The following is a 26,250-nucleotide window of genomic DNA, read 5'->3' on the forward strand; positions in this document are numbered from 1 at the left end:
CCAGCGGAACCAGCTGTACGGATTTATGTATTTACCGATATTCATGCTGCAAGTTAGCTATCGAAGGTTACCCCAGGGTTTAAGCGGTATTACCAGATTGTTAATTAATTCCATCTTATCCTTCATAACGCGTCCCTGATTTGGTATTTTTACTGTTGTACCTTGTGATTTAATTATGAAAAAGCTCAGTTATCTGTATCTGTCTTTGTTAGCTGTCTTGTCTGTTACTTCCGTCCAGGCACAAAGCCGGGAGAGGACACTCCTGAAGGGCATGACTCTGATCGACGGTAATGGCGGCCAGCCAATTAATAATGCCGATATACTTATTGAAGGCGGGATCATTTCACAAATCGGCAAAAATATAAACTCCTCAGGGGCGCTTGTCATAAACCTGGAAGGTAAAACTGTAATGCCCGCGCTTATAAGCTCTCATGTTCATGTAGGGGTAATAAAAGGCAATGAGGGAAGTGGAAGGTTCTACACCCGGGAGAACATCCTTTCGCAGTTAAAAAAATATCAAAGCTACGGACTGGCTCATGTTCTGGCCATGGGTACCGACAGGCCATTGCTTTTTGAAACAGGCCTGCGCGATTCATCTGTTAACGGCTTGCTGCCTGGTGCCAGGCTGCATTCGGCAGGCTATGGTTTTAATGTGCCGGATGCTTCGGTAAGCCCTGACTCTTTTATGGGTAACCTTTACCGGCCGGCTGCGGCAGCCGAGGTTCCGGGAATGATGAACAGGCTGGCTCAGCTCAGACCGGAGATTGTGAAGATATGGGTCGACGGTTCGCCGGAAAATAAAATGAAGCCCTCAGTTTACGAAGCCATCCTGAAGGAAGCCCATGCTCATAATCTGAGGGTACTGGCTCATGTTTACTATCTCTCCGATGCGCGTAAACTGGTAGATGCCGGAATTGACGCTTTTGGTCATAGCATTCGCGATAGCGTAGTGGATGACCGGCTTGTCGCACGGATGAAGGTGAAAAATATTCCTTATATACCAACTCTTACCCTGGATATGTTTGCCCATGCTTATGCCGGTAAGCCTGATTGGATGAACGATGAGTTTTTTAAAGCGTCGCTTGAGCCTGGCGTTTATGAAATGCTCAGTTCGGAAAAATACCGGAGCGACCAGAAAAAACTGGCAGCGAATGCACGCAGTGCAGCAGCCTATCAAATTGCACTGAAGAACGTAAGGAAGCTCCATGAAGCGGGTATCATGATTGCTCTTGGCACAGATTCGGGTGCTTTTCCGATACGGGCGCAGGGCTTTGCAGAACATCTTGAGATGGAATTGCTTGTGCAGGCCGGCTTAACTCCCCTTGAAGCGATCACTGCCGCTACCCGCAATGCCGCCAGGGTGCTGAGAATTGAAAAGAGCTTTGGAACACTGGAAAAGGGTAAGTCGGCCGATCTGATAATCCTGGGTGATGATCCTTCCGTGGATATCAGAAATACCAGGAAGATTGAAGGAGTTTATAAAAATGGTAAAGAGGTTAGCAGAGGGATAACCAGCAGATAGTCTTTTTAATCAGCCTAAGCCTTTATATTAGCTCCGAAATTACATCGCCGCCATTAGCTGATTCATGACCGGATACATCAAAGGTTTTCTGACAACCCTGCTCTTCATTTACTCTTTTTATTCATTTTCCCAGCCAAAGGTTTTTCATTTAAAGGGGCAAATTGTCGATGAAGCAAATACGCCTCTTCCATCCTCTACGATAGTGCTTCTCGATCAGCAGAATAAGGAGGTCGCCAAAGTCTCAGCTGACAGCAGCGGATATTTCGATCTTTCTTATTCCATTGCGGGCAGGTACGTACTTAATATTAGTTTTACAGGATATAGCAGCTACCGGTCGGCAGTATTTGAATTAGCCCACAAAGATTTCGGCCTGATCAAATTGAATCCTGCCGATAACGCCCTTGCCGAAGTGGTGGTTCAGGCGAAGCAGGACCTGGTCGAATTAGATGGCGGGAACATAATTTATAATGTCTCAAAAAGCATCGATGCCCAAGGCGCAACAGCGCTGGATGCTATTAAAAAAGCTCCGGGCATCTATGTAGATAACGACAATACCATTACGCTCAATGGCAGGCAGGGAGCTATGATACTGCTGGATGGCCGGCAAACCTATATGTCGGGAAAAGAGCTGACCGACTTACTGCGTTCCATGCCTTCTTCGGGGATCCGTTCCGTTGAAATAATAAACAGCCCCACCGCTAGATTCGATGCCGCTGGTTCTGCAGGTATCATCAATATCAGAACAATTAAACCTCAAATCAAGGGCTTTAACGGTAACCTGACAACGGGACTTGCTTATGGGATGAATGTCAGGCAGAACCTGGATATTTCACTCAATTACCGCAGGAATAATGTAAACGTTTACGGTACCTATAATCATTTTCTGGGCAGTTATTCTTATCTCTACGGGTCAGACCGGATCCAGAACAATAAGACCTATGATAGTTTTACCGACGACATTGACAAGCGACAGAGAATGGGATCGCGGCTGGGTGCGGATCTGGCCCTTAATAAAAGAAATACACTGGGCATCTTGCTGACCGGCAATTTTATTTTCGGGGGAGGCCTCACAGATACCAGGACGGATATCGGAAATACATCGTCGCCGGCGGTTTTGCAGGTACTCGATGCGGTGAACGATTACTACCAGCAGCAGACCCAGCGTTATAACATGAACCTTAATTATAAATATGAGGATACGCTTGGGAGAATAGTTAATGTCGATGCCGACTATGGTTATTTTCAAAAAACAAACGGTAACCTGCAGTCCAATATTTACTCCGGCGACCGGAATAATGTAATTAGCAGGAGCTTTAACCGTACCCTTAATGCAATCAACATAAACCTTAAGGCATTCAAGTTTGATTATACAACAAGGCTTGGTAAAGCTATCCTCGAAACCGGCCTTAAGCTGTCTGACATCAGGGCTGACAACGATTCGAAATTCCTGCATGTCCTGGCCGCCCGGGATAGTCTTGACGACAGGCGTTCTAACGCGTTCGGTTACAACGAACAGATTGCGAGCACCTACGTTAATTTGAAACGATCCTTTAAAAGGTGGAATGTGCAGGGCGGGCTGCGCCTGGAGAATTCCTCTTCCAGGGGGGCACTGTTCTTCAGGTCGGCAGGAATAGATTCCGCAGATAACATCAGAAGGACTTATCTAAACCTTTTTCCATCAGTCAGCGCCTCATTCAAAGCATCAGCTAACCATAATTTTTCACTGGGGTATTCAAGGAGGATCGACAGGCCAGCCTATCAGGACCTGAATCCTTTCGTCTATATGCTTGACGAACTGAACTTCTGGCAAGGCAATCCATTCCTGCAGCCTCAGCTATCGCACAGGGCCTCCTTCACCTATGCTTATAAGAGTTCAACTATTCTGGGGCTGACCTTCTCACATACCGACCAGTTCAGTACGCAGATAACAGATACGCTTGATCTTAATAAAGTCATCATGGTTTTTCGTAATCTGGGAGTGCAGAATAACGCCGCACTTTCGATCACTCAGCATATCTATCCGGCCAAATGGTGGGACATTACATTTAATGGAACGCTGTACCAGCTTCGCAATAAGATCTCGTTTGATCAGTACCGTGATTTTGACCTGAAGCAGGCTGCAGCCCGGATGAACCTTCAGCAAAGCTTTAAGCTTCCATATAAATTCAGAGCTGAAGTCTCCGGCACTTTCACTTCCAGGCGACTCACCGGCGCTAATAATATAAGCCGTGCGGTAAGCCAGGTAGACCTGGGCCTGCAAAAGAGCCTGTTTAAAGACAAAGGTGTGTTACGGCTCGTTGTAAATGATATCTATCAGGGAAACAGGGGGAATGCTGTTCAGAGTTACGCCGGGTTTTATCTAAGGAGCTACAGTTATTATGAAAGCAGGCAAGTAAGGCTTAACTTTACCTATAAGTTTGCAGATTCAAGCGTGAAGGGACCCAGGACAAGGAATTCGGCGCTGGGCGATGAGAATGGCAGGATTAAATAGTTGAAAGTTGAAAGTTGAAAGTTGAAAGTTGAGAGTTGAAAGTTGAGAGTTGAGAGTTGAGAGGCAAAATGAATGGGGATACACCAATACGAATAGATTTGCGTTAATGCAATCATAGACCATCAATGGTTGACGCAACCCTCAGAGATAACTGCCAAGTCATGCGCGATCTCCGGCGGCAGGTTTAGCACCGTAAAAGACAATAGATAATCAAATGAAAAATTTAGTATTCCTGATCTTACCCCTTACGCTATTGACGGCCTGCAGTAACAGCGCCGGTACAAATACAAATAAAGATTCTGTGTCATCAGTGTCTGATACCAGGCCGGATACAGGTATCGTTACCGGTGCTCAGCAGGTTGATAAATATTTGCCCTTGCTGGCAGGTAAAAATGTAGCATTGACTATAAATAACACCTCTGTCATTGACGGGAAGCTGAGCATGGATACCTTGCTGAAGCGCGGAGTGAAGATTGTCAAAGGCTTTGGGCCGGAACACGGATTCCGTGGTGAGGCAAGTGATGGCGCGAAGATCAGTGACGCAACAGATGAGAAAACAGGTGTTCCGCTTATCTCACTGTATGGTGCTAAGTATAAGCCAACAGCCGAAGATATGAAGGGCATCGATGTGATGATCTTTGATATCCAGGACGTGGGTGTGCGCTTTTATACCTACCTCTCGACCCTGCATTATATCATGGAAGCCTGCGCTGAGAATAATGTGGAACTGATCGTGCTCGATCGCCCCAATCCGAATGACGGCTATATCGACGGTCCGGTGAGGGAACCAGACCAGGAATCGTTTGTCGGGAAACACGCCATTCCGATTCTGCACGGACTAACCTTTGGTGAATATGCCGGTATGATAAACGGCGAAGGCTGGCTGCCTGGCAAAGCTAAATGCAAGCTTACCGTGATCAAGATGGAAAACTACAGCCATGGCAAGCCATATACTCTGCCCATTGCCCCATCACCGAACCTGAATACCCAGCAGGCTGTGCTGCTTTACCCTTCTTTATGTCTCTTTGAAGGAACTGCTATCAGCCAGGGCAGGGGAACCCAGCATCCATTTACCGTCCTCGGAAGCCCGGAACTTAAAGGGAAATACGAATTTTCATTCAAGCCGGTGTCCATTCCTGGCATGAGTGATAATCCGCCGCACAAGGATAAGATATGCTACGGCGTCGATCTCAGAGAATATGATACCAGTGTTTTCGTTGAATCCGGACGGATCAACCTGGCCTGGCTGAAAGAATTTTATGCCGCATATCCAAACAAAAAGGCGTTCTTTAGTGCTGCGCGCTTTGACCGCCTTGCAGGTACAAGCACGCTCAGGAATCAGATCATAGCCGGTAAACCGGAAGAGGAGATCCGTAAAAGCTGGGAGCCAGGCCTGGGACGGTATAAGGAGATGAGGAAAAAGTACTTACTTTATTAGACAGTTGATTGTCTTGTCATCGTATCTTAATGCTGAAATAGGCTGATTTTCTTTGAATGCAACTTTATTGTTATTTTGCTGAAACATATCAGCAAAACAATGATCACAAAAGGAAGACTGGAAGCATTCAGTGATGGGGTTATCGCTATCATTATTACTATTATGGTACTGGAACTGAAGGTTCCTCACAACACAAGCCTGGAGGCCCTCGAACCGCTGATCCCGGTATTCATAAGTTATGTTCTGAGTTTTATTTATATCGGCATTTACTGGAACAACCACCATCATATGCTGCATGCCGTCAGATCAGTGAACGGCAAGATCCTGTGGGCTAATATGCATTTATTGTTCTGGTTATCGATGATCCCTTTTGTAACCGCATGGATGGGAGAGAATCATTTTGCCATGTGGCCGGTGGTATTTTACGGGATTATATTGCTTCTGAACTCGATCGCTTACTTCATTTTAGCACAAACCCTGGTCAGGCATCACGGAAAAGATTCCCTGATAGCCTTCGCTATGGGTCGAGATTGGAAAGGTAAGTTGTCAACAGGAATATATGCCGTCGCGATCGCCTTGTCTTTTATCAATGCCTGGATCGGAATAAGCCTTTATGCAGTCGTTGCCGCAGTCTGGTTGATTCCGGATACGAGAATTGAGAAGATATTGATCGAGGGGAAAGAGAATTGAATTCCCAAATTTCAAAAAAGCGTCTCCGCGCGATCTTCGGCGGCTCCATCGGAAACCTGGTTGAGTGGTACGACTGGTACGCCTACTCCGCTTTTGCCTTATATTTTTCTGCATCTTTTTTCCCCTCAGGCGATAAGACGGCGCAACTGCTGAATACCGCAGGAGTTTTTGCACTTGGTTTCCTGATGCGGCCGATCGGGGGCTGGATGTTTGGGCGGATAGCTGATAAGGTGGGACGGAAGAAGAGCATGACTCTTTCGGTATTGCTCATGTCGTTCGGATCTTTGCTGATCGCTTTCGTCCCTACCTATAAGGATATCGGTCTCATCGCGCCCGGCATACTTTTAGTTGCGCGCTTGCTGCAGGGCTTAAGCGTTGGAGGAGAATATGGCGTTTCAGCCACCTATCTCAGTGAAATGGCGAGCAGGAACCGGCGCGGCTTTTATTCCAGCTTTCAATATGTGACGCTTATCGGCGGACAACTCATCGCCCTGGGCATCCAGCTTATCCTGCAAAAAGTATTATTAACAGACGAGCAGCTTCACGAATGGGGCTGGCGTATCCCTTTTATTATTGGCGCCCTGCTATCCTTTATTGCTCTGTACCTCCGGCAAAGCCTTTATGAAACTCATGCATTCGAGGCACAGAAGAATAAACCTGACGATCGCAAGGGCACCATCAAAGAACTGCTGAAGCACCCGCGCGCACTATTCACCGTAGTGGGCTTAACACTGGGAGGCACCCTGGCTTTCTACACCTACACTACCTACATGCAGAAATTCCTGGTGAATACGGTTAACCTGAGCAAGGGCGAATCTACTCTCATCTCCTTCTGGAGCATGCTCATCTTCGCATTGATGCAGCCCGCTTTCGGGGCTTTGTCCGATCGCATAGGCCGCCGCCCTCTGCTTATCGGCTTCGGCGTTTCAGGGACGATCTTTACTGTTCCCCTGCTCAGCACCCTCAGTCATACCCAATCACAGTACCAGGCCTTTTTCCTGCTTCTTGCAGGCCTCATTATCGTCAGCGGCTATACCAGCATCAATGCCATTGTAAAAGCCGAACTCTTCCCTGCCCAGATCCGGGCGCTCGGAGTCGGCCTACCATACGCCCTTACGGTTGCGTTGTTTGGCGGCAGCGCCGAATACATCGCGCTATGGCTTAAAGGGATCGGCTACGAGCCTTATTTCTATTGGTATATCACAGGCTGTATCTTTTTGTCGCTGATAGTTTATGTGACGATGAGAGATACGAAAGAGACTTCAGAACTGGAAAAGGAGCTGAAGAGTAATTGACAACGAAGGCGTAGTCCCAGACTAATGGAAACTTGGCCTTATAATAATCTACTACTCTCTCTTATTTTATGCCTGTTTTTATAGATTTGTGCAAACAAAATCGCTTTGGCAAAACCTATACTCGTATTAAAATTCGGAACAGCATCCATTACCACCGGCAAGGGGGAGCTTGATGAGATCGTCATCGCGGAGATTGCGCGACAGGTAGCGGCTATACACGAGCAGTACAACCTGGTGATCGTATCGTCAGGCGCAGTGGGAGCAGGAAAGAAATTCCTGAAGAATTATACCGGCACGCTGAATGAAAAGAAGGCTGCTGCTTCCATTGGCAACCCGCTGCTGCTTAATACCTACGCGCGTTATTTTTCGCCTTATGGAATTGCCATTGCGCAGAGTCTTTGTGAGCGGCACCATTTTTCGAACCGCGACCAGTTCCTGCAGTTGAAAAAGACCTATGAGAAATTATGGGCAAGCAATATCATCCCGATCGCCAATGAAAATGACGTGGTAAGCAGCTTGGAATTAAAGTTCTCTGATAATGACGAACTGGCTACCCTGATAGCGGCCGGCTTCGGGGCGGAGCAGCTCCTGTTCAGCACGTCAGTGCCCGGTGTGCTCAACGCAGAAGGGAAAGTTATACCGGAGCTGGATACAGCTGATAAGAAAGTCCTCCTGTTAGCCAATAAAGAAAAATCGGCTGTCGGTTTAGGGGGAATGACGTCGAAGCTCAACTTCGCGCGCATGGCCAATGTGATGGGTATCGGAGTCGTGATCTTCGGCGCAAGGACGGAGGACGGCATACTGAAAGCCCTTGAGGGCAAGACAGGTACGTTATGCCTTGCTCAGAAGATCAACCTGCCTGCACGTAAAAAGTGGCTTGCGAGCGGCAGCCTGGTCAGCGGCCGGATCCAGATCGATGCAGGCGCGTGCAAGGCGCTGCTGAAACGGCACAGCCTGCTCGCGGTTGGTATCAAAAAGATCCTTACGGGATTTGAGAATGGCGAGATCATCGAGATCCTGGATGAGGAGAACAACGCGATTGCCGTTGCGAAGGCTAAGATCGCTTCATCCGCGCTGGGGAACGATCTTAAGGTGAGGAATCTGGAGGTGGCGCACGCGGATAATATTGTGCTTCTTTAATTGAGAATGGGGAGTTGAGAATCGGCACTTCGATTCTTACATTCATATTATCCAACCTTCCTTTTAACATCATATATTTGGCTATCGAACAAGCACAATGGAGATCTTTCTCCATAATTTATTATTCACATGGAAAATATTCAGGCTCTTCTTGAACAGGCATCTCTCGCCACTACTGCCGCGCGGGGGCTAAGCGATGAAAAGAAAGGGCTGATCTTAAATTCCCTGGCAGCTAAGCTCAGGGATAACGCAGCGGCTATCATCAGGGAAAATAAGAAGGATCTGGACAAGATGCCGGATACGGATCCCAAGAAGGATCGCCTGCTGCTGTCTGAAACAAGGATTAACGATCTCGCTAAAAGCGTGGAAGAGATCAGTTCTTTGCCCGACCCGTCGGATCATTTGCAATATGAGAGTACGCTGGCAAATGGCTTGTCGGTGAAAAAGATCACCGTTCCTTTGGGAGTGGTCGGAATCATTTATGAATCGCGTCCGAATGTTACCGTGGATGTAGCGGCACTATGCATCCGATCGGGAAATGTGTGTGTGCTGAGAGGCGGTACAGATGCGTTTTTTACGAATAGCTTCCTGGTATCACTGATACAGGGAGTTCTTACCCAATACGGTGTTAGCGAAAATATCGTTCAGCTTTTACCAGCCGACAGGAAATTTATGCCTGAGCTGTTGACGGCTACAAAATATGTGGACATCCTCATCCCGCGCGGTTCGCAGCAACTGATCGACTATGTACGTGAACATGCTTCTGTGCCGGTAATAGAAACGGGGGCAGGGGTGTGCCATACCTATGTGGAAAGTACTGCAGACCTGGTTAAAGCAGCAGATATTGTTACCAATGCGAAAGTGAGCCGGCCTTCTGTTTGTAATTCGCTGGATACGGTGCTTGTTGATAAAAAGGTAAGTGCTGACCTGCTGGAATTGCTTGCTCCAAAGCTGCTCGGTTATAATGTAGAGATCTTTGCAGATGAGCTCAGTTACAGCATACTGCATGGGTTGAATTACCCGTACCTTAACAGGGCCGTGGAGGAAGACTTCGGCCGTGAGTTCCTGGATTTTAAATGTTCTGTTAAAACCGTTGAAAATGCTGATGAGGCCTTGAAGCACATCCGTAGCTTCTCGTCCAAGCACTCCGAAGCTATAATCTCTGAAAATAAAGAGCTCTGCGAGCGCTTTCTTAAAGAGGTAGACGCCGCGGCCGTGTTTGCCAATGCTTCCACCCGCTTTACCGACGGTGGTGTCTTTGGCCTCGGCGCCGAAATAGGCATCTCCACCCAGAAATTACACGCAAGAGGACCTTTCGCGCTGGAAAAATTGGTTACGGAGAAATGGGTGGTTAGAGGGGATGGGCAGGTCAGGTAAATTTCTCAAAGCATATACGCTTTCAACCTTCCATGCGCCCAGTCGCCCCAGTTTTTCATAACCGACTTCATCGTGGCCATTAATCCGTTATTATCGGTCGGTTTGCCTTTTTTAGGAGGGGTCATGGCATTAGCCGCCAGCGCTTTCGGGTTTACCATCTTGGCAAACCAGGTGACATTCTCATGCGGCAGCGCAACACCGAGTATCATGCCCGGGAGACCGGTAAAAGATTCAGGGCCGCCTGATACCGGGATTTCGTCGGTATAGAAAGCAACAACATAAATAGAATCCATGATAATGGCATTTGCCCTGCGGCAGGTGTACCCGGCGATATCACGCGTTTCCGAGGTTATCTTCCAGTTGATCTTGCGGACACTGTCTGTAACCAGGAAGTTCTCCTCATAAATTTTCTTTTGAGCAATGCTCTTGCTGTTTGAAAGATCGGTATAGATAGTATTGTTTTGAGGAGCTATTGCTACATTCTCGTTAAATAGGTTTCGCGGGCCAGCTTCAGGTTCGATCGGAGTAAACAGGGTTTTGTCTTTGGTAAATAACAGGGTGCTTTTTAAGATCCTGAATTGTGGTTGTGTTGTTTTGTACTGATCAAACGCCGGACGAAGAAAGGTTTCGTTATCCTTGGTCATCATCCTGGGGATCTGCGCATGCATATTGACGCTTTTCTCAAAATCAATAGATCCTTCAAAAGCAAAATTTGCGTGCTGGGCAAACCCTGTATTCACTAAAGTGAGAAGAACTATAAAAGGGATATATTTTAGAACTTTCATGATTTCTATTTTTTTGGTTGAGGGCCGCCCATTTTACTCAGGTCATAAATAACAGAGAACATCGCATACCGGCGGATCGTGGTATAGCTGTTCTGAGTGATCATATTACTTGTCGCTCTTCTGTTAAAGCCTGTATTTTGATTGAGCAGGTCGTTGCCGGAAAGCTGGAGCTTAAGACCCTCACTCTTCATAAAGCTTTTGGTCAGGGTGGTGTTTATCAGCAGGCGATCGAAATCTTCATTAAACGACTGAGTTCTCTCCTGGAAAAGATAGTTGCCATTCAGGCCGATCTTGATCTTGCCCGGAAGCTCCCAGTTGGCACCGAAATAGGAGTTCACCACCCAGCCATTATTATTGACGTTTTTCTGCAGATCAGACTGGCTTTTGTTGTAGCCAGGGCCGATGCCTATGTAAAAATCATATTTTTTAGGTACGTATTTATTGACACTAAGCTGGGTACTGTAGCTTGCAGAAGTAGTTTTATTTAATATCGAATTGATCATGTTGTAATATGTATTAAAAACAACATTAGCATTTAATCCTACGCGGATGTCTGTTGTCGGTATTTTGCGACCAAAATATCCATACACAAACATATTAACGGGCGACTTGCCATTTAAGTTAATAGACTGGTATGTACTCTTTCCTGCAGCGTCTGTAATTGTATTGCTGACAATAGCATTGGATGTAAATGAATAAGACGTACTAACATAAATACTCCGATCAGATATTACCTTATAGCTGTTGAAGTTTATGTTAAACCGATTATTGAATGAAGGTCCCAGGTCCGGATTTCCAAGAGTAATATTTAATGGATCCGTATTCACGCGGATCGGCTGTATCTGACTCATATTAGGCTGGGTTGTGTTTCCATTATATCGGATACTAAATGATTTCTGGGTTGAAAAGTTATACTGGTAAGTTGCCGTAGGGTTCCAGTTCATGAAATTCCTGTCGTACTGTTTCTTAGTATACAAATCGGTTTGATCAAAGTTTACGAAACTGGCTTTTGAACCGAAAGTAAGAACCGTTTTCTTTTGCCGGTAGCTAAAGACTGCACCTGCCTGGTTTGATGTCTGAGCCAGGTCAAAGTTATTGCTGAACTGATTATCGAGAATATCGTAATTGCCGGTTACCGATTTATTGAAGGATTTCCTGTCGGAATTGCTCTCAGAATAATTCAATCCATAGTTTACGATCACCGATAATACTTTGGACAATGGTTCGGTATAAGCCAGGTTGGAATTGAACCCTGACATGGTCATCAGGTTGGTCTTATACTGATCAATATTCTGGATGCTGTCGATGGATCCGGCGGTATTATAGAACCTGTTGCTGGAGCTCAGATAGCCGTCATTATCCTCGTTACTATACCGCTGACCAAGACTCAGGGATAAGGTCCGGCCTTTTTTCTTTAGCTTTTTATTCCAAAGGAGCGAGGAGTTAAACAAGCGCTGGTCGCCGGCTGTAGTCACTGAACGCGTGCCTCCGTTTAATGCGGTTCCGTCCCCCCTGAGACTCGAAGACAAATAGTTACTTTCCGTAGTATTATTCTTAAGCGTGCCGTCGGCCATTATCTTTATTTCTGAAGTCGAGTCGACCTTGACGATATACGTGGCATCGAGCTTGTGCCTGAACATATAGTTGTCAAAATTCTGCCCTGAATTGCTGTTGATAATACCCGTTGGAAGGTTGTTCTGGTTCAGGGTATTGTTGGAGCCCGCAACGCCGATCGAACCTATTTTATAATTAAGGTTGATCGATTGTTTATCCTCTTTCCATTTGGTATCGTAATGAACGCCGCCGCTCCGCGTTACAGGTATCCCCTCGCCATTAAAGCGGCCATCGTAAGAATCGAGGTCATCGCTTCCCCCGCCGCCGAAATATATATAGCCCTCTTCACTTACCTGGGTAGAACTTGAGCCGTACTTACTGCTTTCTTCCCAGCCCAATCCGGTTTTCGCAGTGTTCCCTACTGTTCCATATGCCGATAATTTTTTCTTTCCCTTAAATACATTGAACATGGCTTGACCTTGGTAGAATTCGTCATTACCGCCGCCCGCTTCAGCTTTTCCGAAGTAGCCGCTTTTCTTATCCTCCTTGAGCTTAATATTTATGGTTTTCGTCTTTTCGCCGTCGTCAATCCCGGTGAATGCCGCCTGATCGCTCTTCTTGTCATAAACCTGGACTTTATCTACCATGTCGGCACGGATATTTTTAGTTACCAAAGTGGGGTCATCACCAAAGAACTCTTCCCCGTCAACCAGTACCTTATTAACCGTCTGACCCTGGGCAGTGATCTTTCCATCCTTATCGATCTGCATGCCGGGCAGCTGTTTCAGGAGGTCTTCTACCTTTGCGTTCGCCTCCGTTTTAAAGGCTGCCGCATTGAACTCCGTGGTGTCGCCCTTGATGACCATTTCCGCGACTGTGCCTTTGACGATCACCTCCTGCAAAAGTCGGGCGCTCAGTATCATCCGGATCTTGCCGAAATTCATAGCGCTTTTTGCGGCATCCAGGCTGAAGTGCTCAACGTAGTCGGCATAGTCAGGATAGGAAACCAGTAATATGAACTTGCCTTCCTTCAGGTTGTTAATACTAAAGTTCCCATCGCTCCCGGCCCTGGTATATTTAACCAGCGTAGAGTCTTTGGAATTCAGGATTACGATACTTGAATTAACAAGAGAGACGTTAGATGCGGTATCGGCAACCGAGCCCTTTACCGAATAGGAGTTCTGGCCGTATGAATAGGCAGCGCAAAGGCAGATGAATGCTATTGCCAGGAAAAGTTTCCTCATTTGGACAATGAATTTGTGTTCGTTTAATTATACCTCAGTTTATTCCTGTCATTGCCCTTACACGGTCAGCAAGTTACCTATTTGCCTTATTATTTCTTATCCCTAACACCGGTGATTTGGTTAAAAAGTGTTAAAGATCAGTATGGTTATGTTAAATGATGCAAAAAATGCCCGGATTCCATAACACGGGAAATACATATTACTGCTAAGCAGCGAAAGTCAGTCCTTTTTTGTTTTGATTACAACGACACCATCTTTTGCTTTTTCACCATACCGGTCAACAGCTGAATTTCCCTTAAGCACATTAATACTTTCAATATCTGCAGGCTTTATTCCCGCCAGCCGGATTTTGTCAATTTCTTCTCCGTCCAGGATCAGCATTACGGCCGGATCCTGAACGGCCGTAATGTTTCTGCTTTTATTGTAGTTATAAGATATTGCCGGTATCTTTTCCGTATCCGGACCTTTATAGGATTTGGTTTTAATATCGATAATATCATTCTCCACTTCAAGCTCATTAATAGTAGCTTTTCCCTGGACCCTGTAGACATTAACGGTTGCAATGCTGTCGGGCTGAATAGCAATTGCATTCTTGAGCGTACGAGCACCATCAATAATATAAATGGGCTCTTTGCCATGAATTCCGGGCTTGCTCAAATCCTTTATCAGTTTTTTTACACCGTAGGGATCATCTGACGTTCTGATGTGAATTATTTCCAGTTTGTTGGTATCGGGCTGCTGCGCAACCCTGCGGACTACCGGTTTTGCAGTATCCGGGTTGCTGGCTTCTGGCGATGCGGATATATAACTATCCGTACTTGTAACGGATGGCATGTCTTCCGCTGAGAAGGTGAAATTTTCTAATGCTTTCACCAGCCTGGTTTCATTCAGTCTCGCTTTTGAGTTTCCCACCACTAACATGAATAGCATGGCTACGGGCAACAGGAGGTACTTGCCCAAGTTGAGCCTGTTCGAAGGTTTTTTGTTGATCATAGCAATTCTTTTTTTAATGGTCAGGAAATTGAAGTTATTAACAGGTATGGGATTCTGTGGAAGGATATGAGTTTTGAGCATCGCGTACTGGTATTCTTTGCTATCGACACCCGATCTCAGGACTTCCCTGTCGGTGATATATTCAAGATTGGCTTTTATCGCTTGTTTCATCAGCCATACGCCAGGGTTAAACCAATAGAATATCGTGCTGATCTCGGCCAGCAATACGTCTGCCGTGTGAAGCTGCCTGACGTGAACCTGCTCGTGTTCCAGTATTGATCGGAGCTCAGCGGTTTCATGACATTCGGGATTAAGGTAGATCGTGCGCCAGAATGAGAATGGATTTACAGCTTTTGAGACCTTGCGGAATCTGAAATTATCTAGAGTGAAGGCGCATGATTGAAAATGCAGGATTAAAAGAGATATTAATTGGATCAGCAGGCGGAGCGACATAAACGCTACACCCACCCAAAAGATAAGTAATAGTATCTGCCAATAATTTCCGGTGCTGTCTTCAGCTTGGCCGATTGCATAAGTTACCGGGCTCTGCCAGTCTGGTGTGAGCGAACTGATCTGTTGTGTCAGCTGCTGATTTTGGTTTAGGATCTTTGACAGATCGATAAGCGGGTAAAAGGCCGAATAAATGAGTCCCGTCAGCAGGTAGAAACGGTTGAGTGTATGAAAAGTATAACGCTGCAGTAAGAAGCGGTAACCTGCATAAAACAGGAGCAGGGCAAGGTTCACTTTGAGCAGATAAAGGATCATTTCCGGCATCATGGCTGTTTCCCTTTCTCAATCATTTGAATGATCTCTTTCAAATCCTCTGCACTGATCTTTTCCTGGCTCGCAAAAAAACTAACCAGCTCTTTATAAGAATTGCTGAAATAATTATTCACGAACGCTCCCATAAAGGTCCTTTTGTATTCCTCTTCTTTGATAAGAGGGGTATAACAAAAGGTGTTGCCTATCTTCTTCCCGGCAATGAATTTTTTCCTTTCGAGATTTTTTACTGTAGAAGCCAGGGTGGTATAGGGAGGCTTAGGATCAGGTATCAGTTCTAAGAATTCTTTAATTGTTCCTGTCTCCGAATTCCATACAGCCTGCATTGCTTCTTCTTCATTTGGGGTTAGCTTTTCCATATCTACGAACTTTTCGTAAATGTATTACGAAAGTTTCGTAGATGCAATTTTTTTTGTTTTTATTTTTAATTATTGAGTGACTATGGGTGTTAGCCCGTTTCAGATGGCTTGTTAACCTGCGTTAAAATTGCTGGTTGATTAATAAATTATATAATGTAATTACTTGATATTTCGTAATTTGTATTGGATACTAACCGGTATTATGATAAAATCTGTCAGGACGCGGGAAAGCATTATAGAGAATGCATTCGATCTGATCTATTTAAAAGGCTACCAGGCTACCAGCATAGACGATATTCTAAGCAGGACAAAAGTAACCAAAGGGGCATTTTATTATCATTTCAAGAGCAAGGATGCTATGGGTTTAGCTGTGATAAGCGAGATCATTTATCCTGAGATTCATAATTCTTTAATATTGCCCATAAAGAATTCGTCAAAACCTGTGAAAGATATTTACAGGACGATAGAGCAGACACTCTTCAAGGCTTCATTTTTTAAGGCGAGCCTTGGCTGCCCGCTTTCGAACATGATCCAGGAAATGTCGCCACTGAATGCCGATTTCGTTCTTGCTCTTGGCAAAATAAAGGAAGAATGGCGGGAAACATTGATGCATAGTATAAGAAGTGGAAAAAAGGCAGGCAGGATCCGGCCGGGATTGGACGAGTCCGGGATTGCAGATTTTATTATTTCGACGTATTGGGGCGTAAGGAACCTGGGCAAGCTTGAAAAAAGTGCAGTCTGCTATATCCACTATCTGGACGAGCTTAAGCGTTATTTGAAATCCCTGCAGTAAGCGGTCCTGCTTGTTCATCTCCGAATTTTACCCGACTTTAGCGTCATGTTATCACCCCTCAGATCTGTTAATGTTACGCGCTACGTTACCCCGCTTCGCGAAGGGGGATCTATGCCGGCTATTGCCGAGGCAGACGATGAGTTTTTGTATGTAATAAAATTCAGGGGTGCGGGGCAGGGGCCGAGAGCTCTGATAGCAGAGCTGATCGGTGGCGAAATCGCCCGGTTACTGGGGTTCAGCGTACCCGAGCTTGTATTTGCTACTCTTGACGAGGCCTTCGGCCGTACTGAGGCAGACGAGGAGATCCAGGATCTGCTGAAGTTTAGTGTGGGCTTGAACCTTGGCCTTCATTATTTATCGGGTTCAATAACTTTTGATCCGGTGGTTAATGATGTCGATCCACTATTGGCCTCTAAAATTGTCTGGCTCGACTGTTTGCTCACCAATATGGATCGTACCTGCCGCAATACAAATATGCTCATCTGGCACAAAGAGCTGTGGTTGATAGACCATGGTGCTTCACTCTACTTTCATCATTCCTGGCTAAACTGGGAAGAGCAGGCAACCAAGCCTTTTGTCCTCATTAAGGAGCACGTTTTATTATCGCAGGCTTCAGAGCTTGATGCGGTGGATGCCGAATTCAGAAAACTGCTCAGCCCGGATATCATCCGCTTTGTTGTGTCGCTTATCCCCGATGAGTGGCTTGATGACGAAAGTAAATTTAAAACCAAACAGGAATACCGTGATGCCTACGCACTTTTTTTAGAAACACGTATTGCTCATTCAGATATTTTTGTAAATGAAGCCCAAAATGCAAGAAAAGCACTTATTTGAGTACGCTGTTATTCGTGTGGTGCCCAGGGTAGAACGCGAGGAATTTCTGAATGTGGGAGTAATACTCTATTGCAAGGATAAAAAGTTCCTGCAGTCGAAATGCTACCTTGACGAGGAACGCCTGACAACTTTCTCTAAAGATATAGATGTGGATGGCATCAGGGAAGGCTTGCGGGCTTTCGGTCAGATAAGTGCAGGCAAAGAGGGCGGGCCTATAGGAAAGCTTGATAATGCCTCGCGATTCCGGTGGCTTACCGCAACCAGGAGCACCATGGTTCAGACTTCCAAAGTGCACCCCGGTTTTACCAGCGATCCCGAGAAGACGCTGGAGAGGTTATTAGGTGAATTGGTTCTTTAGCGATCTTTCAATATAAGAATTAGAGTCTCACGCTGGCCCCGGAGGAGCCTCCTGATAACAGGCCTTTCCTGAATATCAGTGATTGTCCATTGCAATTGAGGTTCCCATAATAATAAGGTACCTTCACTGTCTTATTAAGTACGCTCACACAATCATGAATATAGCCATTACAGATACATACAGGGCAAGTATTGCAAGTTGCAATACAGAAATTAAAAGGTATGAAGCATTAATAAACAGGTATTCAGTTCTTAGGCTGCTGGTTATTGGAGCAGGCATCTTTTTGTTTTACCAGTCCCTAAAGCCAGAGCAAACCTGGATCCCGGTACTGGTTCTTTTTACAGTAATATTTATTTTTTCGTTGCTGGTCAGGCAACAGAATCGTTTCGAAAAGAAGCGCGACTACTACCGGGACCTTGCTGCTGTCTGCCAGAACGAAAATGACAGCATCGACGACAGAAAGAATATTTATAAGGATGGCTCTGAGTGGATGGACGAATTACATCCATACTCGGCCGACCTGGATATCTATGGCAAGCGATCCCTCTATGAACTTATAAACCGTTGTGCAACCAGCCTGGGGACTGCAAAACTTGCGGAGTGGCTGGGCATGAGATCTTCTGCTGTCGTCATCAGAGAACGGCAGGCTGCTGTAGAAGAGCTTAGTGAAAAGCAGAATTGGAAATTTAATTTTCAGGCGGTCTTGCTTTTTTGTAACCGGGATAAGGAAGACCAGATACAGAATATCTTTCGTTATCTGCGTTCGGCTCCCGGAGAAGGATCAAATTTTGTCAGGCGTTATATCACCTGGATTCCCTGGGTATTTCTTATTTCTGTAACCCTTGCCTGGTTTTATCCAGTGTTCACGCTCCTGGTCATTGCTCTCGTTATTATTAATTTATTATTGACTCAATCGTACAGCACCGTGGTAATGAAGACAGACGGGCTTATCGGCAAAGTTAGCCGTCTGCTAAACACGTTTTCTGAGGCTATGGAGGCCATCAGAGCCGAAGACTGGAAGTCACCACTTTGCCGGGAGCTCGCTGCAGGTCTGAAGGACAACCAGCATGGCAAATTGCCACAGCAGATAAAGCAACTTTCAGTACTGATCAACCAGCTCGCTTTCGGACTTAGTTCAATAGGCCCTGTGTTAAATGCGGTAGTGGCCTGGAACGTCAGGCAGTATTTCGCGATAGAGGACTGGAAGAGAACAAATCAGGTTAACCTGGAAGCCGCCTTCGATGTTATCGCGGATTTTGAGGCTCTTGTCAGCCTGAGCAGTTTGAAAAGTAACTATTCCGACTGGGCTTTCCCGGAAATTATAGAGGGCGAACATTACACATTAAGCGTGCAGGCAGCCGGTCACCCGCTGATCCGGTCTGATCTGCGAGTAGTTAACGATTACACGCTTAATAATGAGTTAAAGATCGACATTATAACTGGCTCTAACATGGCGGGAAAAAGTACATTTCTCCGGACCTTAGGGATAAATACAGTGTTGGCGTTATCAGGTGCCCCGGTGTGTGCCAGGCAGATGCGGGTTAGCTCCATGCTTGTCTTTAGTTATATGAGAATAAAAGATTCGCTGAATGAAAGCACTTCTACCTTTAAAGCTGAGCTAGACAGGCTTCAGGCCCTGCTAGGCATCCTGAAAACAGAGGACAAGGTGTTCTTTCTGATCGATGAGATGTTACGGGGTACTAATTCAGTCGATAAGTACCTGGGCTCTAAGGCGGTTATTGAAAAACTGATCGCACAGGAAGCTGTAGGTATCATTGCTACACACGATCTTCAGATCGCCGAACTGGAAGCACAGTACCCGGATTACATCCGGAATTTCTATTTCGATATCCAGATTGAAGGTACGGAGATGAGGTTCGATTATAAACTTAAGAAGGGGGAGTGCAAGACGTTTAATGCTTCGATATTGTTAGAGAGGCTTGGGATTTATTCTGAAATCGGAGGTCCAAGGCCGGGAGCCTGAGGTCGCAAGCCTGATGGATTCCGGCATCTGATGGACTGAAGCTTTGATATATATCTTCCCCGACTGGATCGGGGATCTCGTTATGATACCGCGGCTTCCGCCGCAGGTATTACCGGGACATTCAGCCTGAGCGTCTAGTTCACTTTCAGCTTTCAGCTTTCAGTTTGAGATCCCCGACTAAATCGGGGAAGAGTCTCTCCGGCGAGATCCTTGTACAGCGTCTAGTTCACTTTCAGTTTTCAGTTTGAGATCCCCGACTAAATCGGGGAAGAGTCTCTCCGGCGAGATCCTTGTACAGCGTCTAGTTCACTTTCAGTTTTCAGTTTGAGATCCCCGACAAAACCGGGGAAAAGTCTCTCCGCCCAGTTCCGGCCTCCGACCCCAGGCCCAGACTTCAATTGAAAATTCATAAATTACGCTCCGTGACTAAGATTATACTTTCATTCCATAACATCTCGATCCGAAAATATGATAAACTGGTTTTTGAGAAGATAGATTTCGTGCTCAGACCGGGCGAGCACTGGGCGATCATCGGCAAAAGCGGCTCGGGGAAAAGTGTCCTGCTGGATGCATTCGCAGGGAAGTGCTCCTTTCCGCAAGGTGAAGCCAAGTACCCTGGCTTTGATCTTTATATTGCTGAACGTCAGTCGGGCGATCCGCTTTTTAACCGGTATAAGTTAATTTCGCAGGTCTCCTCACGGCACAGCTTTACCAATCTTTCCCATACCACCGACCTTTACTACCAGCAGCGATTTAATTCGATGGACTCAGAAGATTCGCAGACGGTAAAGGAATATTTAACGGACATAAAAACACACAGCCCTGAAGGATATTGGACATACGAGCGGGTAGTCGACAGCCTGAAGCTTGATCATCTGCTCGATAAGCAGCTGATCAAGCTGTCGAACGGGGAGACCAAAAGAACTTTACTCGCTGCGGCGCTAAAGCGGAACCCACTGCTGCTGCTGCTCGATAATCCATTAACCGGCCTGGATGCCAGGTCAAGGGCAGAACTTAATCTGTTGTTAACAGAAGTAGCCTCGTCGGGTACCAGCATCATTATTGTAACTTCTCCCACAGAAATCCCCGATGCAATAACGCATGTCGCCAGCGTGGGAGACGGAAGAATGATCCGGCAGGAAAGTAAGGCAGATTTTAAAGCTGAACAGGATGAGGGACATTATAAATCGTTTAATAAAAGCGAACTTGAGGAGCTTTTATGCCTTACGCCAATGCCTGAATACAAGGTTATCACGAGTTTGGAAAATGTAACGATCAGGTACGGCAGCAAAACCATTCTTGACAACATAAGCTGGCAGATAAAGCAGGGCGAGCGCTGGATGTTGGCAGGCTCAAACGGGGCAGGTAAATCGACTCTGCTGAGTCTCATAAATGGTGACAACCCGCAGGCATTTGCCAATAAGATCGTTCTTTTCGACAAGCCTAAAGGCGCTGGAGAAAGTATCTGGGATATAAAAAGGAAGATCGGGTTTGTATCGCCGGAGCTGTTCCAGTATTTTCCTACAGGAATTTCGTGTATACAAGTGATCGAGTCAGGATTCTATGACACGATGGGGCTGTTCAGGAAACCCGTTGAAAGCAAAACAAACCTGTGCAGGCGTTGGATGAAGTTGCTGGAGATAGACCATTATGAAAGCACGTTATTCAGAAACGTACCGGTCAGTATTCAACGGCTCTGCCTGCTTGCCCGGGCGTTGGTAAAGAATCCGCCGCTGCTGATCTTTGATGAGCCCTGCCAGGGCATGGATGCCGATCAGCAGGAGCGGTTCAAATACCTGGTTGATGAGATCTGTAAAAGAAGCAAAGTAAGCCTGATTTATGTAAGTCATTATGAATCGGAGCGGCCCCGGTGTGTTACAAAATTGTTGCGATTGCAAAACGGGAAAATAATCGCCGGTTGACACAGGGGTGGATAAAGCTCCATTTAAGACTTAAGCTTTAAATAACAGAAAAAATTTATAATTTACTTTCCGATTTATATTTTCCAAAAGAACACATGAGCGAAGCAGTAGCCCTCCCCCCTGAAAAGAAGAATAATCTGAAGCTGGTAATTATAGCTTCCTGCGTCGGAACGCTGATAGAATGGTACGACCTGTTTCTTGCCGTGATCCTGGCAAGTATATTATCGACACAACTATTCCCCGAAGGCGAGAACAAGTTCATTGAAACTTTGGCGATAGTAGCTACAACCTATTTGATCAGACCTTTCGGTTCCCTGCTATTTGGAAAGATGGGCGATAAATCCGGTCGCAAGCAGTCCTTTTTGATCTCCCTCCTGTTAATGGGAGCAGCGACATTTCTGATCGGGTGTATCCCAACCTTCAATCAGGTCGGGTGGCTTGCACCTATCATGTTCCTTGTTCTGCGTTTGGCTCAGGGATTGGCAATCAGCGGGGAGTATTCAGGTGCGGTAATTTACGTTGCTGAGCATGCACCTGAGAATAAGAGAGGTTTCTACACCGGATTTATTCAGACAACTTCCTCCATAGCGCTGATCGTTTGTCTGGTAGTTGTTTTTGCAACAAGGAGCGTTATGTCTGACGAAAGCTTCACATCATTCGGCTGGAGGATCCCGTTTCTGTTTAGTGCCGTACTTGTTTTTATCAGCTATCTTATCCGCAGGAAACTGCATGAGAGCCCGGTGTTCGCAGAGCTTAAGAAAGAGGGTAAAACCAGTAGCGCACCTATTAGAGAAACGTTCAAAACGAAAAAGAATGTAGGCTTGATCTTATCGGCGATCTTTGGTGGCAATGCTGCTCAAAGTGCTATACAACAAACCAATCAGTTTGTTGCTTTATTCTTCCTGCAGCGAACGGTAAAATTAACCGACACCACCTCCATTTTGATACTCGCTGTCGGAATCCTGCTTGCAGGTCCTTTGTTCCAGATATTCGGTGCCCTGAGTGATAAGGTCGGACGGAAAAAGGTGATCCTTGCAGGACTCTTTCTGGGGCTGGTCACTATCCCGCTTACATTTTATACCTTCCTTGAAATGGGCAACCCGATGCGTTTGGATACCATCCAGCATATAGACACCCAGACCACGCTGATCTTTATTGGCCTGACCTTCCTGCTCACAGTAGCCAGTGCTCTGGTATATGGCCCGATGGGCGCTTTTCTGATGGAGCTTTTCCCAACCAAGATCAGGTATACCAGCATGGGCTTTACATATAATGTTGGTAATGGTGCGATAGGCGGTTCTACCCCCGTTATTACGGAACTGATCAGGTCGTCGGTCGTAATCAGTTTTGCCTTTGCGCCTTATACAGGATTAATTTACCCCCTGGCACTGATCGTGATCGGGATATTTGTCAATATTTTCTTTGTAAAAGAGACAAATATGAATAACCTGAGGGATTGAGTTGAGAGTTGAAAGTTGAGAGTTGAAAGTTGTCGGAAATCCAGAGCTCATATCTCACATCCCAGAGCTCATATCCCATATCTCACATCTCATCATGCCCGTAAATATCGTCCCGGAAGTTGACAAGTCCCGAGCTGTCGACCCAGGCGGTATAATAAATTATCGATACGGGGATCTTATTAAGGAGCCTGACCCATTTCTCAGTGCCGGCATTCATGGCTGCCCTGATCTCGCTTTCATCCCATCCAGGCTGATCTTTAAGAAGGTATTGAGCGAGTTCAAAGGGTTGGCTCAGGCGAATGCAGCCGTGGCTGAAAGCGCGGTTCTTCTTATCGAATAAACCTTTGGCAGGCGTGTCGTGAAAATAGATGTTATACTGATTGGGAAAAAGAAATTTGACTAATCCAAGTGAATTGTCTGGACCTGGCTTTTGACGAATGACAGGAAGCCCGTCAACCTTACCGGTAATCTCCATATTGTTCTTCTGCAGATAGGAGCTGTTTTTGCTTATGGCCGGCAGGATCTCATTTCTTACGATACTGGCCGGAACATTCCAATAGGGACTGAAAACAATATTCTCTAGAGTGTCAGAAAAAACTACCGTCGGGTTGCTGATCTTGCCTACGACAATATCCATCGAAAGGACCTGGGTATTTTTTTCGTAAACGTAAAGTTTGTAGTTGGGTATGTTAGCAATTATCCTCGTTCCATTCATCTCGACGGTGTCCATCATGATCCTGTCCAAATTAGCACTCATTTGTGTGATACGTTTCCCGAGGGGAATATTCAGCGCTTTCATAAATGCCGGTCCGATGATTCCGTCATCTTCAAGCCCATGCCGCAGCTGGAACTGCTTTATAGCATCTTCGAGCCTGTCCGTATAAACATCGTCATCGCGTACGCGGCGAAGGTCACCAAGTAATTTGAGGCGTTCTTTAATTGCGGGGAGGCTGGATGACCTGTCGTTGAGCCTAATGACAGGTTTATCGTTAAGGTTTATTTCAGGCCAGTTGTTTCTGTCGTTAAGTTTTTGATACTCTTCAATTGCGGCCTGCAGCGCTTTTTGTTGCCTTTCTTTAGGCTCCTGGGAATAAGCCGGAAAAACACGGGAAAGTGTGGTCAGGAGCAGGAGTATCAGGTAATTTTTCATGCCGTGAATTGATATGTAAAAATATCAATTTTCAAGCCAGCATTGTGTGCCTGTTTTTTTGCCTGTAATATTCAACAAACCGTACCCGAAGGGTTCTCATGCAGTTTTACAGATATGATCGCCCCTTTTGCCGGTTCTGATTTGACATGGATGCTTCCACCATAAATGCGGAGCCGGTTTTTGATACTGCTTAATCCCGAACCAGTTGGGGCATGTTCCTGTGCTTTTACATTGAACCCCTTTCCATTATCTTTTACCACTATCAGAATGTATTGGCTCCTGGTGACCTCAACAGTTATCTGGCTGGCTTCTGAGTGTTTCATGCTATTGTTTACCAGTTCCTGGATGATCCTGTAAATATTTGTTTCCAAAAGGATGTCCATTCGTTTCAAAAAGCCGTTTACCTGTACTTTGATCTTTAGGTTCCTGGAGGATAGCCTTTTTGCCAGTTCTTCAAGCGTCGCACTTAAACCAAAGTCGGTCAGTATCGAGGGGGCAAGTTCAAAGGATATATTCCGTGTTTCATTGATAGCCTGATCCAGCAGTTTTCTAATCGTTTTAATGCCTGACGCCTGCATTGTTTTTTCCAGCTGATCCAGTTGCATCCTAACCCCATAAAGAAGCTGGCTCACACTGTCATGCAGTGAGCTGCTGATCCGTCTCCGTTCATTTTCCTCAACATTTATCATGGCAGCGGCAATCTTTCTCTGATATTCTTCGCGCAGCATTGTGGACGATCTCTCCATCTGCGTTTTCTCAGTTATGTCAAGCATTATTCCCCCAAAGCGCTCATGAAGGTGAGCGGACGGAATAACGTGTCCGCGGATAACAGTATAGCATTCTTTGTCTTGCGGTTGTCCGAAGCGGCAGGTCAGGTCGATTTCTGTATGACTGTTTATTGATTTGCGAAAGCGGTTTTCCACTTCTATTCTATCAGCCGGATGTATAAGCTCAAGAAAATCATTGAAGTGTCCAACAAATCCACCCTCAGGCATATTGCAGATTTTTTGGCAGTTCTCATCCATGAAGAAGCTCATTGTGCTGAGGTCAAGTTCCCAGGTTCCGGCGAGTGACACCTGGAGAGAAAGCTCAAGCCGGTCTTTAATTTTGGCCAGCTCCAGTTCGGCATTGATCCGGTCGTTTTGCTTTTCCAGATCTGCCGGGTGGACCTGCAGCTCCTGGAAAAGAGTTTTTATATCTTTGTTTTCTGGTGCAGCCCGGATATTAGATTTCTTTACTTTCCTATTCATGATTCGTTAATTACAATCATTATCAGTACTATCCTCTTTGGATTTTCTATCAACAAACGGATTCGCAGTTAGTTCAAAATTTTTTCCGATGATCACCTTAGTTGCAATAGTGGATGTATTTGCAGTCGATAACTATCACACCAGATAATGGGATGTTCTTAAAGCAAAAAAGCTTCATCAGGGGGAACTAATTGTCAATTTAGCTTTTTTGTTTGATAAACAGGTATTTAACACCGAAAATTTCGTGACATAACACAGGGAATTTCTCCGTTGCTTAATGTAACTTTGTTATGCAGCCCAGCTCGCTATCATTTTATATTTCCATGTGACCTCATCGTTCAGGCTGCCCCGTTTCGCTATTCTTCTACCAAAACTGCGCATTATGGGAAAGAAAATTCTAATTATGGATGATGATAAGGATGTCCTCGAAATGCTAAAGGAGGTACTTACCTATGAAAACTTTGAGGTTGACACCGTCTCCGATCTGGCGCTATTCTTACAGTACTTTGAGGAGGGCTGTCAGCCAGATCTGGTTATTATTGACTATCTCCTGAGGGGTATCAATGGCGGAGAGGTTTGCTATCAGTTAAAGGTCAATGAACAGACCTGCAGGATACCTGTTATACTGATGTCTGCATATCCCCAGGTGTTTAATTCGCTCGGCGATTACAAGTGTGACGAATTTATAGCCAAGCCTTTTGATCTGTATGACCTGGTTGAGACCATTCATAGTCGTATCAGGGTGGCGGAATCCGCAGCCAATCCTCACAGGCTCCGGAAAAGCAAAGGAGCCCGACGGTTCACAGCTTTTCGGGCATAGTCATTTTGAGT

The 26,250-nt window shown here is 45.8% G+C and carries 20 protein-coding genes; 14 read left to right on the forward strand and 6 right to left on the reverse strand.

Annotated elements, in window-relative coordinates; genetic code table 11:
• Positions 1–175 precede the first annotated feature (175 nt).
• The 7 genes from P2W76_RS16755 (at position 176) to P2W76_RS16785 (ending at position 9,953) form a co-directional block, all read left to right on the forward strand.
• Entirely contained in the window at positions 176–1,522 is a 1,347-nt protein-coding gene (locus tag P2W76_RS16755; protein WP_276349049.1) for an amidohydrolase family protein, read from the forward strand.
• 64 nt (positions 1,523–1,586) lie between these two features.
• Positions 1,587–4,013: a TonB-dependent receptor gene (locus P2W76_RS16760; RefSeq protein WP_276349050.1), complete on the forward strand. Its 2,427-nt coding sequence runs from the start codon at positions 1,587–1,589 to the stop codon at positions 4,011–4,013.
• Positions 4,014–4,227: 214 nt separating this feature from the next.
• Positions 4,228–5,451, forward strand: coding sequence for a DUF1343 domain-containing protein (locus tag P2W76_RS16765; protein ID WP_276349051.1), 1,224 nt, complete (start codon positions 4,228–4,230; stop codon positions 5,449–5,451).
• A 99-nt stretch (positions 5,452–5,550) separates the two neighbouring features.
• Positions 5,551–6,141, forward strand: a complete 591-nt coding sequence (locus tag P2W76_RS16770; RefSeq protein WP_276349052.1) for a TMEM175 family protein — start codon at positions 5,551–5,553, stop codon at positions 6,139–6,141.
• Entirely contained in the window at positions 6,138–7,436 is a 1,299-nt protein-coding gene (locus P2W76_RS16775; protein ID WP_276349053.1) for an MFS transporter, read from the forward strand. The genes P2W76_RS16770 and P2W76_RS16775 overlap by 4 nt, the downstream gene beginning before the upstream one ends.
• A 105-nt stretch (positions 7,437–7,541) precedes the next feature.
• A complete protein-coding gene (proB, locus tag P2W76_RS16780; protein ID WP_276349054.1) occupies positions 7,542–8,576 on the forward strand; it encodes a glutamate 5-kinase in 1,035 nt (344 codons plus the stop codon).
• A gap of 129 nt (positions 8,577–8,705) precedes the next feature.
• Positions 8,706–9,953 (forward strand): glutamate-5-semialdehyde dehydrogenase, encoded by a 1,248-nt coding sequence (locus P2W76_RS16785; RefSeq protein WP_276349055.1) that lies wholly within the window; start codon positions 8,706–8,708, stop codon positions 9,951–9,953.
• 5 nt (positions 9,954–9,958) lie between these two features.
• Here the strand turns inward: P2W76_RS16785 and P2W76_RS16790 are convergent, their stop codons facing one another.
• From P2W76_RS16790 to P2W76_RS16805, 4 genes are all read right to left on the reverse strand, one after another.
• A complete protein-coding gene (locus tag P2W76_RS16790) occupies positions 9,959–10,738 on the reverse strand; it encodes a GLPGLI family protein (protein ID WP_276349056.1) in 780 nt (259 codons plus the stop codon).
• A 5-nt stretch (positions 10,739–10,743) separates the two neighbouring features.
• Entirely contained in the window at positions 10,744–13,536 is a 2,793-nt protein-coding gene (locus P2W76_RS16795; protein ID WP_276349057.1) for an outer membrane beta-barrel protein, read from the reverse strand.
• A gap of 219 nt (positions 13,537–13,755) precedes the next feature.
• On the reverse strand, positions 13,756–15,294 hold the full coding sequence (locus tag P2W76_RS16800; protein ID WP_276349058.1) for a M56 family metallopeptidase: 1,539 nt from the start codon (positions 15,292–15,294) through the stop codon (positions 13,756–13,758).
• An 8-nt stretch (positions 15,295–15,302) separates the two neighbouring features.
• A complete protein-coding gene (locus tag P2W76_RS16805) occupies positions 15,303–15,668 on the reverse strand; it encodes a BlaI/MecI/CopY family transcriptional regulator (RefSeq protein WP_276349059.1) in 366 nt (121 codons plus the stop codon).
• 202 nt (positions 15,669–15,870) lie between these two features.
• Here P2W76_RS16805 and P2W76_RS16810 point away from each other — a divergent pair, with 202 nt between their 5' ends.
• The 6 genes from P2W76_RS16810 to P2W76_RS16835 all read left to right on the forward strand — a co-directional run bounded on the left by P2W76_RS16810 (position 15,871) and on the right by P2W76_RS16835 (position 23,019).
• Entirely contained in the window at positions 15,871–16,461 is a 591-nt protein-coding gene (locus tag P2W76_RS16810; RefSeq protein ID WP_276349060.1) for a TetR/AcrR family transcriptional regulator, read from the forward strand.
• Between the two features lie 45 nt (positions 16,462–16,506).
• Positions 16,507–17,295 carry a HipA family kinase gene (locus P2W76_RS16815; RefSeq protein WP_276349061.1) on the forward strand — a complete coding sequence of 263 codons (789 nt, stop codon included), beginning with the start codon at positions 16,507–16,509 and terminating at the stop codon, positions 17,293–17,295.
• Positions 17,273–17,653 (forward strand): DUF3037 domain-containing protein, encoded by a 381-nt coding sequence (locus P2W76_RS16820; RefSeq protein WP_276349062.1) that lies wholly within the window; start codon positions 17,273–17,275, stop codon positions 17,651–17,653. Before P2W76_RS16815 ends, P2W76_RS16820 begins: the two co-directional genes overlap by 23 nt.
• A gap of 154 nt (positions 17,654–17,807) precedes the next feature.
• Positions 17,808–19,637 carry a DNA mismatch repair protein MutS gene (locus P2W76_RS16825; RefSeq protein WP_276349063.1) on the forward strand — a complete coding sequence of 610 codons (1,830 nt, stop codon included), beginning with the start codon at positions 17,808–17,810 and terminating at the stop codon, positions 19,635–19,637.
• Between the two features lie 422 nt (positions 19,638–20,059).
• Positions 20,060–21,559, forward strand: coding sequence for an ATP-binding cassette domain-containing protein (locus P2W76_RS16830; RefSeq protein WP_276349064.1), 1,500 nt, complete (start codon positions 20,060–20,062; stop codon positions 21,557–21,559).
• 95 nt (positions 21,560–21,654) lie between these two features.
• On the forward strand, positions 21,655–23,019 hold the full coding sequence (locus P2W76_RS16835; RefSeq protein WP_276349065.1) for an MFS transporter: 1,365 nt from the start codon (positions 21,655–21,657) through the stop codon (positions 23,017–23,019).
• 82 nt (positions 23,020–23,101) lie between these two features.
• On the opposite strand, the gene P2W76_RS16840 is transcribed toward P2W76_RS16835, so the two are convergent.
• Entirely contained in the window at positions 23,102–24,169 is a 1,068-nt protein-coding gene (locus tag P2W76_RS16840) for a L,D-transpeptidase family protein (protein WP_276349066.1), read from the reverse strand.
• Between the two features lie 71 nt (positions 24,170–24,240).
• A complete protein-coding gene (locus P2W76_RS16845; RefSeq protein WP_276349067.1) occupies positions 24,241–25,419 on the reverse strand; it encodes a PAS domain-containing sensor histidine kinase in 1,179 nt (392 codons plus the stop codon).
• Between the two features lie 382 nt (positions 25,420–25,801).
• Between P2W76_RS16845 and P2W76_RS16850 the strand changes: the two genes are divergently transcribed.
• On the forward strand, positions 25,802–26,239 hold the full coding sequence (locus P2W76_RS16850) for a response regulator (RefSeq protein WP_276349068.1): 438 nt from the start codon (positions 25,802–25,804) through the stop codon (positions 26,237–26,239).
• Positions 26,240–26,250: the final 11 nt, after the last annotated feature.

It is taken from the genome of Daejeonella sp. JGW-45, from assembly GCF_029360805.1.
Taxonomy (GTDB): Bacteria; Bacteroidota; Bacteroidia; order Sphingobacteriales; family Sphingobacteriaceae; genus Daejeonella.

Excerpts from the sequence above, each read along its gene's own strand:
- P2W76_RS16765 (WP_276349051.1), top strand. The coding sequence starts at position 4,228 with ATGAAAAATTTAGTATTCCTGATCTTACCCCTTACGCTATTGACGGCC.
- P2W76_RS16835 (WP_276349065.1), top strand. The coding sequence starts at position 21,655 with ATGAGCGAAGCAGTAGCCCTCCCCCCTGAAAAGAAGAATAATCTGAAG.
- P2W76_RS16795 (WP_276349057.1), bottom strand. The coding sequence starts at position 13,536 with ATGAGGAAACTTTTCCTGGCAATAGCATTCATCTGCCTTTGCGCTGCC.
- P2W76_RS16810 (WP_276349060.1), top strand. The coding sequence starts at position 15,871 with ATGATAAAATCTGTCAGGACGCGGGAAAGCATTATAGAGAATGCATTC.
- P2W76_RS16760 (WP_276349050.1), top strand. The coding sequence starts at position 1,587 with ATGACCGGATACATCAAAGGTTTTCTGACAACCCTGCTCTTCATTTAC.
- P2W76_RS16785 (WP_276349055.1), top strand. The coding sequence starts at position 8,706 with ATGGAAAATATTCAGGCTCTTCTTGAACAGGCATCTCTCGCCACTACT.
- P2W76_RS16815 (WP_276349061.1), top strand. The coding sequence starts at position 16,507 with ATGTTATCACCCCTCAGATCTGTTAATGTTACGCGCTACGTTACCCCG.
- P2W76_RS16805 (WP_276349059.1), bottom strand. The coding sequence starts at position 15,668 with ATGGAAAAGCTAACCCCAAATGAAGAAGAAGCAATGCAGGCTGTATGG.
- P2W76_RS16840 (WP_276349066.1), bottom strand. The coding sequence starts at position 24,169 with ATGAAAAATTACCTGATACTCCTGCTCCTGACCACACTTTCCCGTGTT.
- P2W76_RS16850 (WP_276349068.1), top strand. The coding sequence starts at position 25,802 with ATGGGAAAGAAAATTCTAATTATGGATGATGATAAGGATGTCCTCGAA.
- P2W76_RS16845 (WP_276349067.1), bottom strand. The coding sequence starts at position 25,419 with ATGAATAGGAAAGTAAAGAAATCTAATATCCGGGCTGCACCAGAAAAC.
- P2W76_RS16820 (WP_276349062.1), top strand. The coding sequence starts at position 17,273 with ATGCAAGAAAAGCACTTATTTGAGTACGCTGTTATTCGTGTGGTGCCC.
- P2W76_RS16755 (WP_276349049.1), top strand. The coding sequence starts at position 176 with ATGAAAAAGCTCAGTTATCTGTATCTGTCTTTGTTAGCTGTCTTGTCT.
- P2W76_RS16790 (WP_276349056.1), bottom strand. The coding sequence starts at position 10,738 with ATGAAAGTTCTAAAATATATCCCTTTTATAGTTCTTCTCACTTTAGTG.
- P2W76_RS16800 (WP_276349058.1), bottom strand. The coding sequence starts at position 15,294 with ATGATCCTTTATCTGCTCAAAGTGAACCTTGCCCTGCTCCTGTTTTAT.
- P2W76_RS16825 (WP_276349063.1), top strand. The coding sequence starts at position 17,808 with ATGAATATAGCCATTACAGATACATACAGGGCAAGTATTGCAAGTTGC.
- P2W76_RS16770 (WP_276349052.1), top strand. The coding sequence starts at position 5,551 with ATGATCACAAAAGGAAGACTGGAAGCATTCAGTGATGGGGTTATCGCT.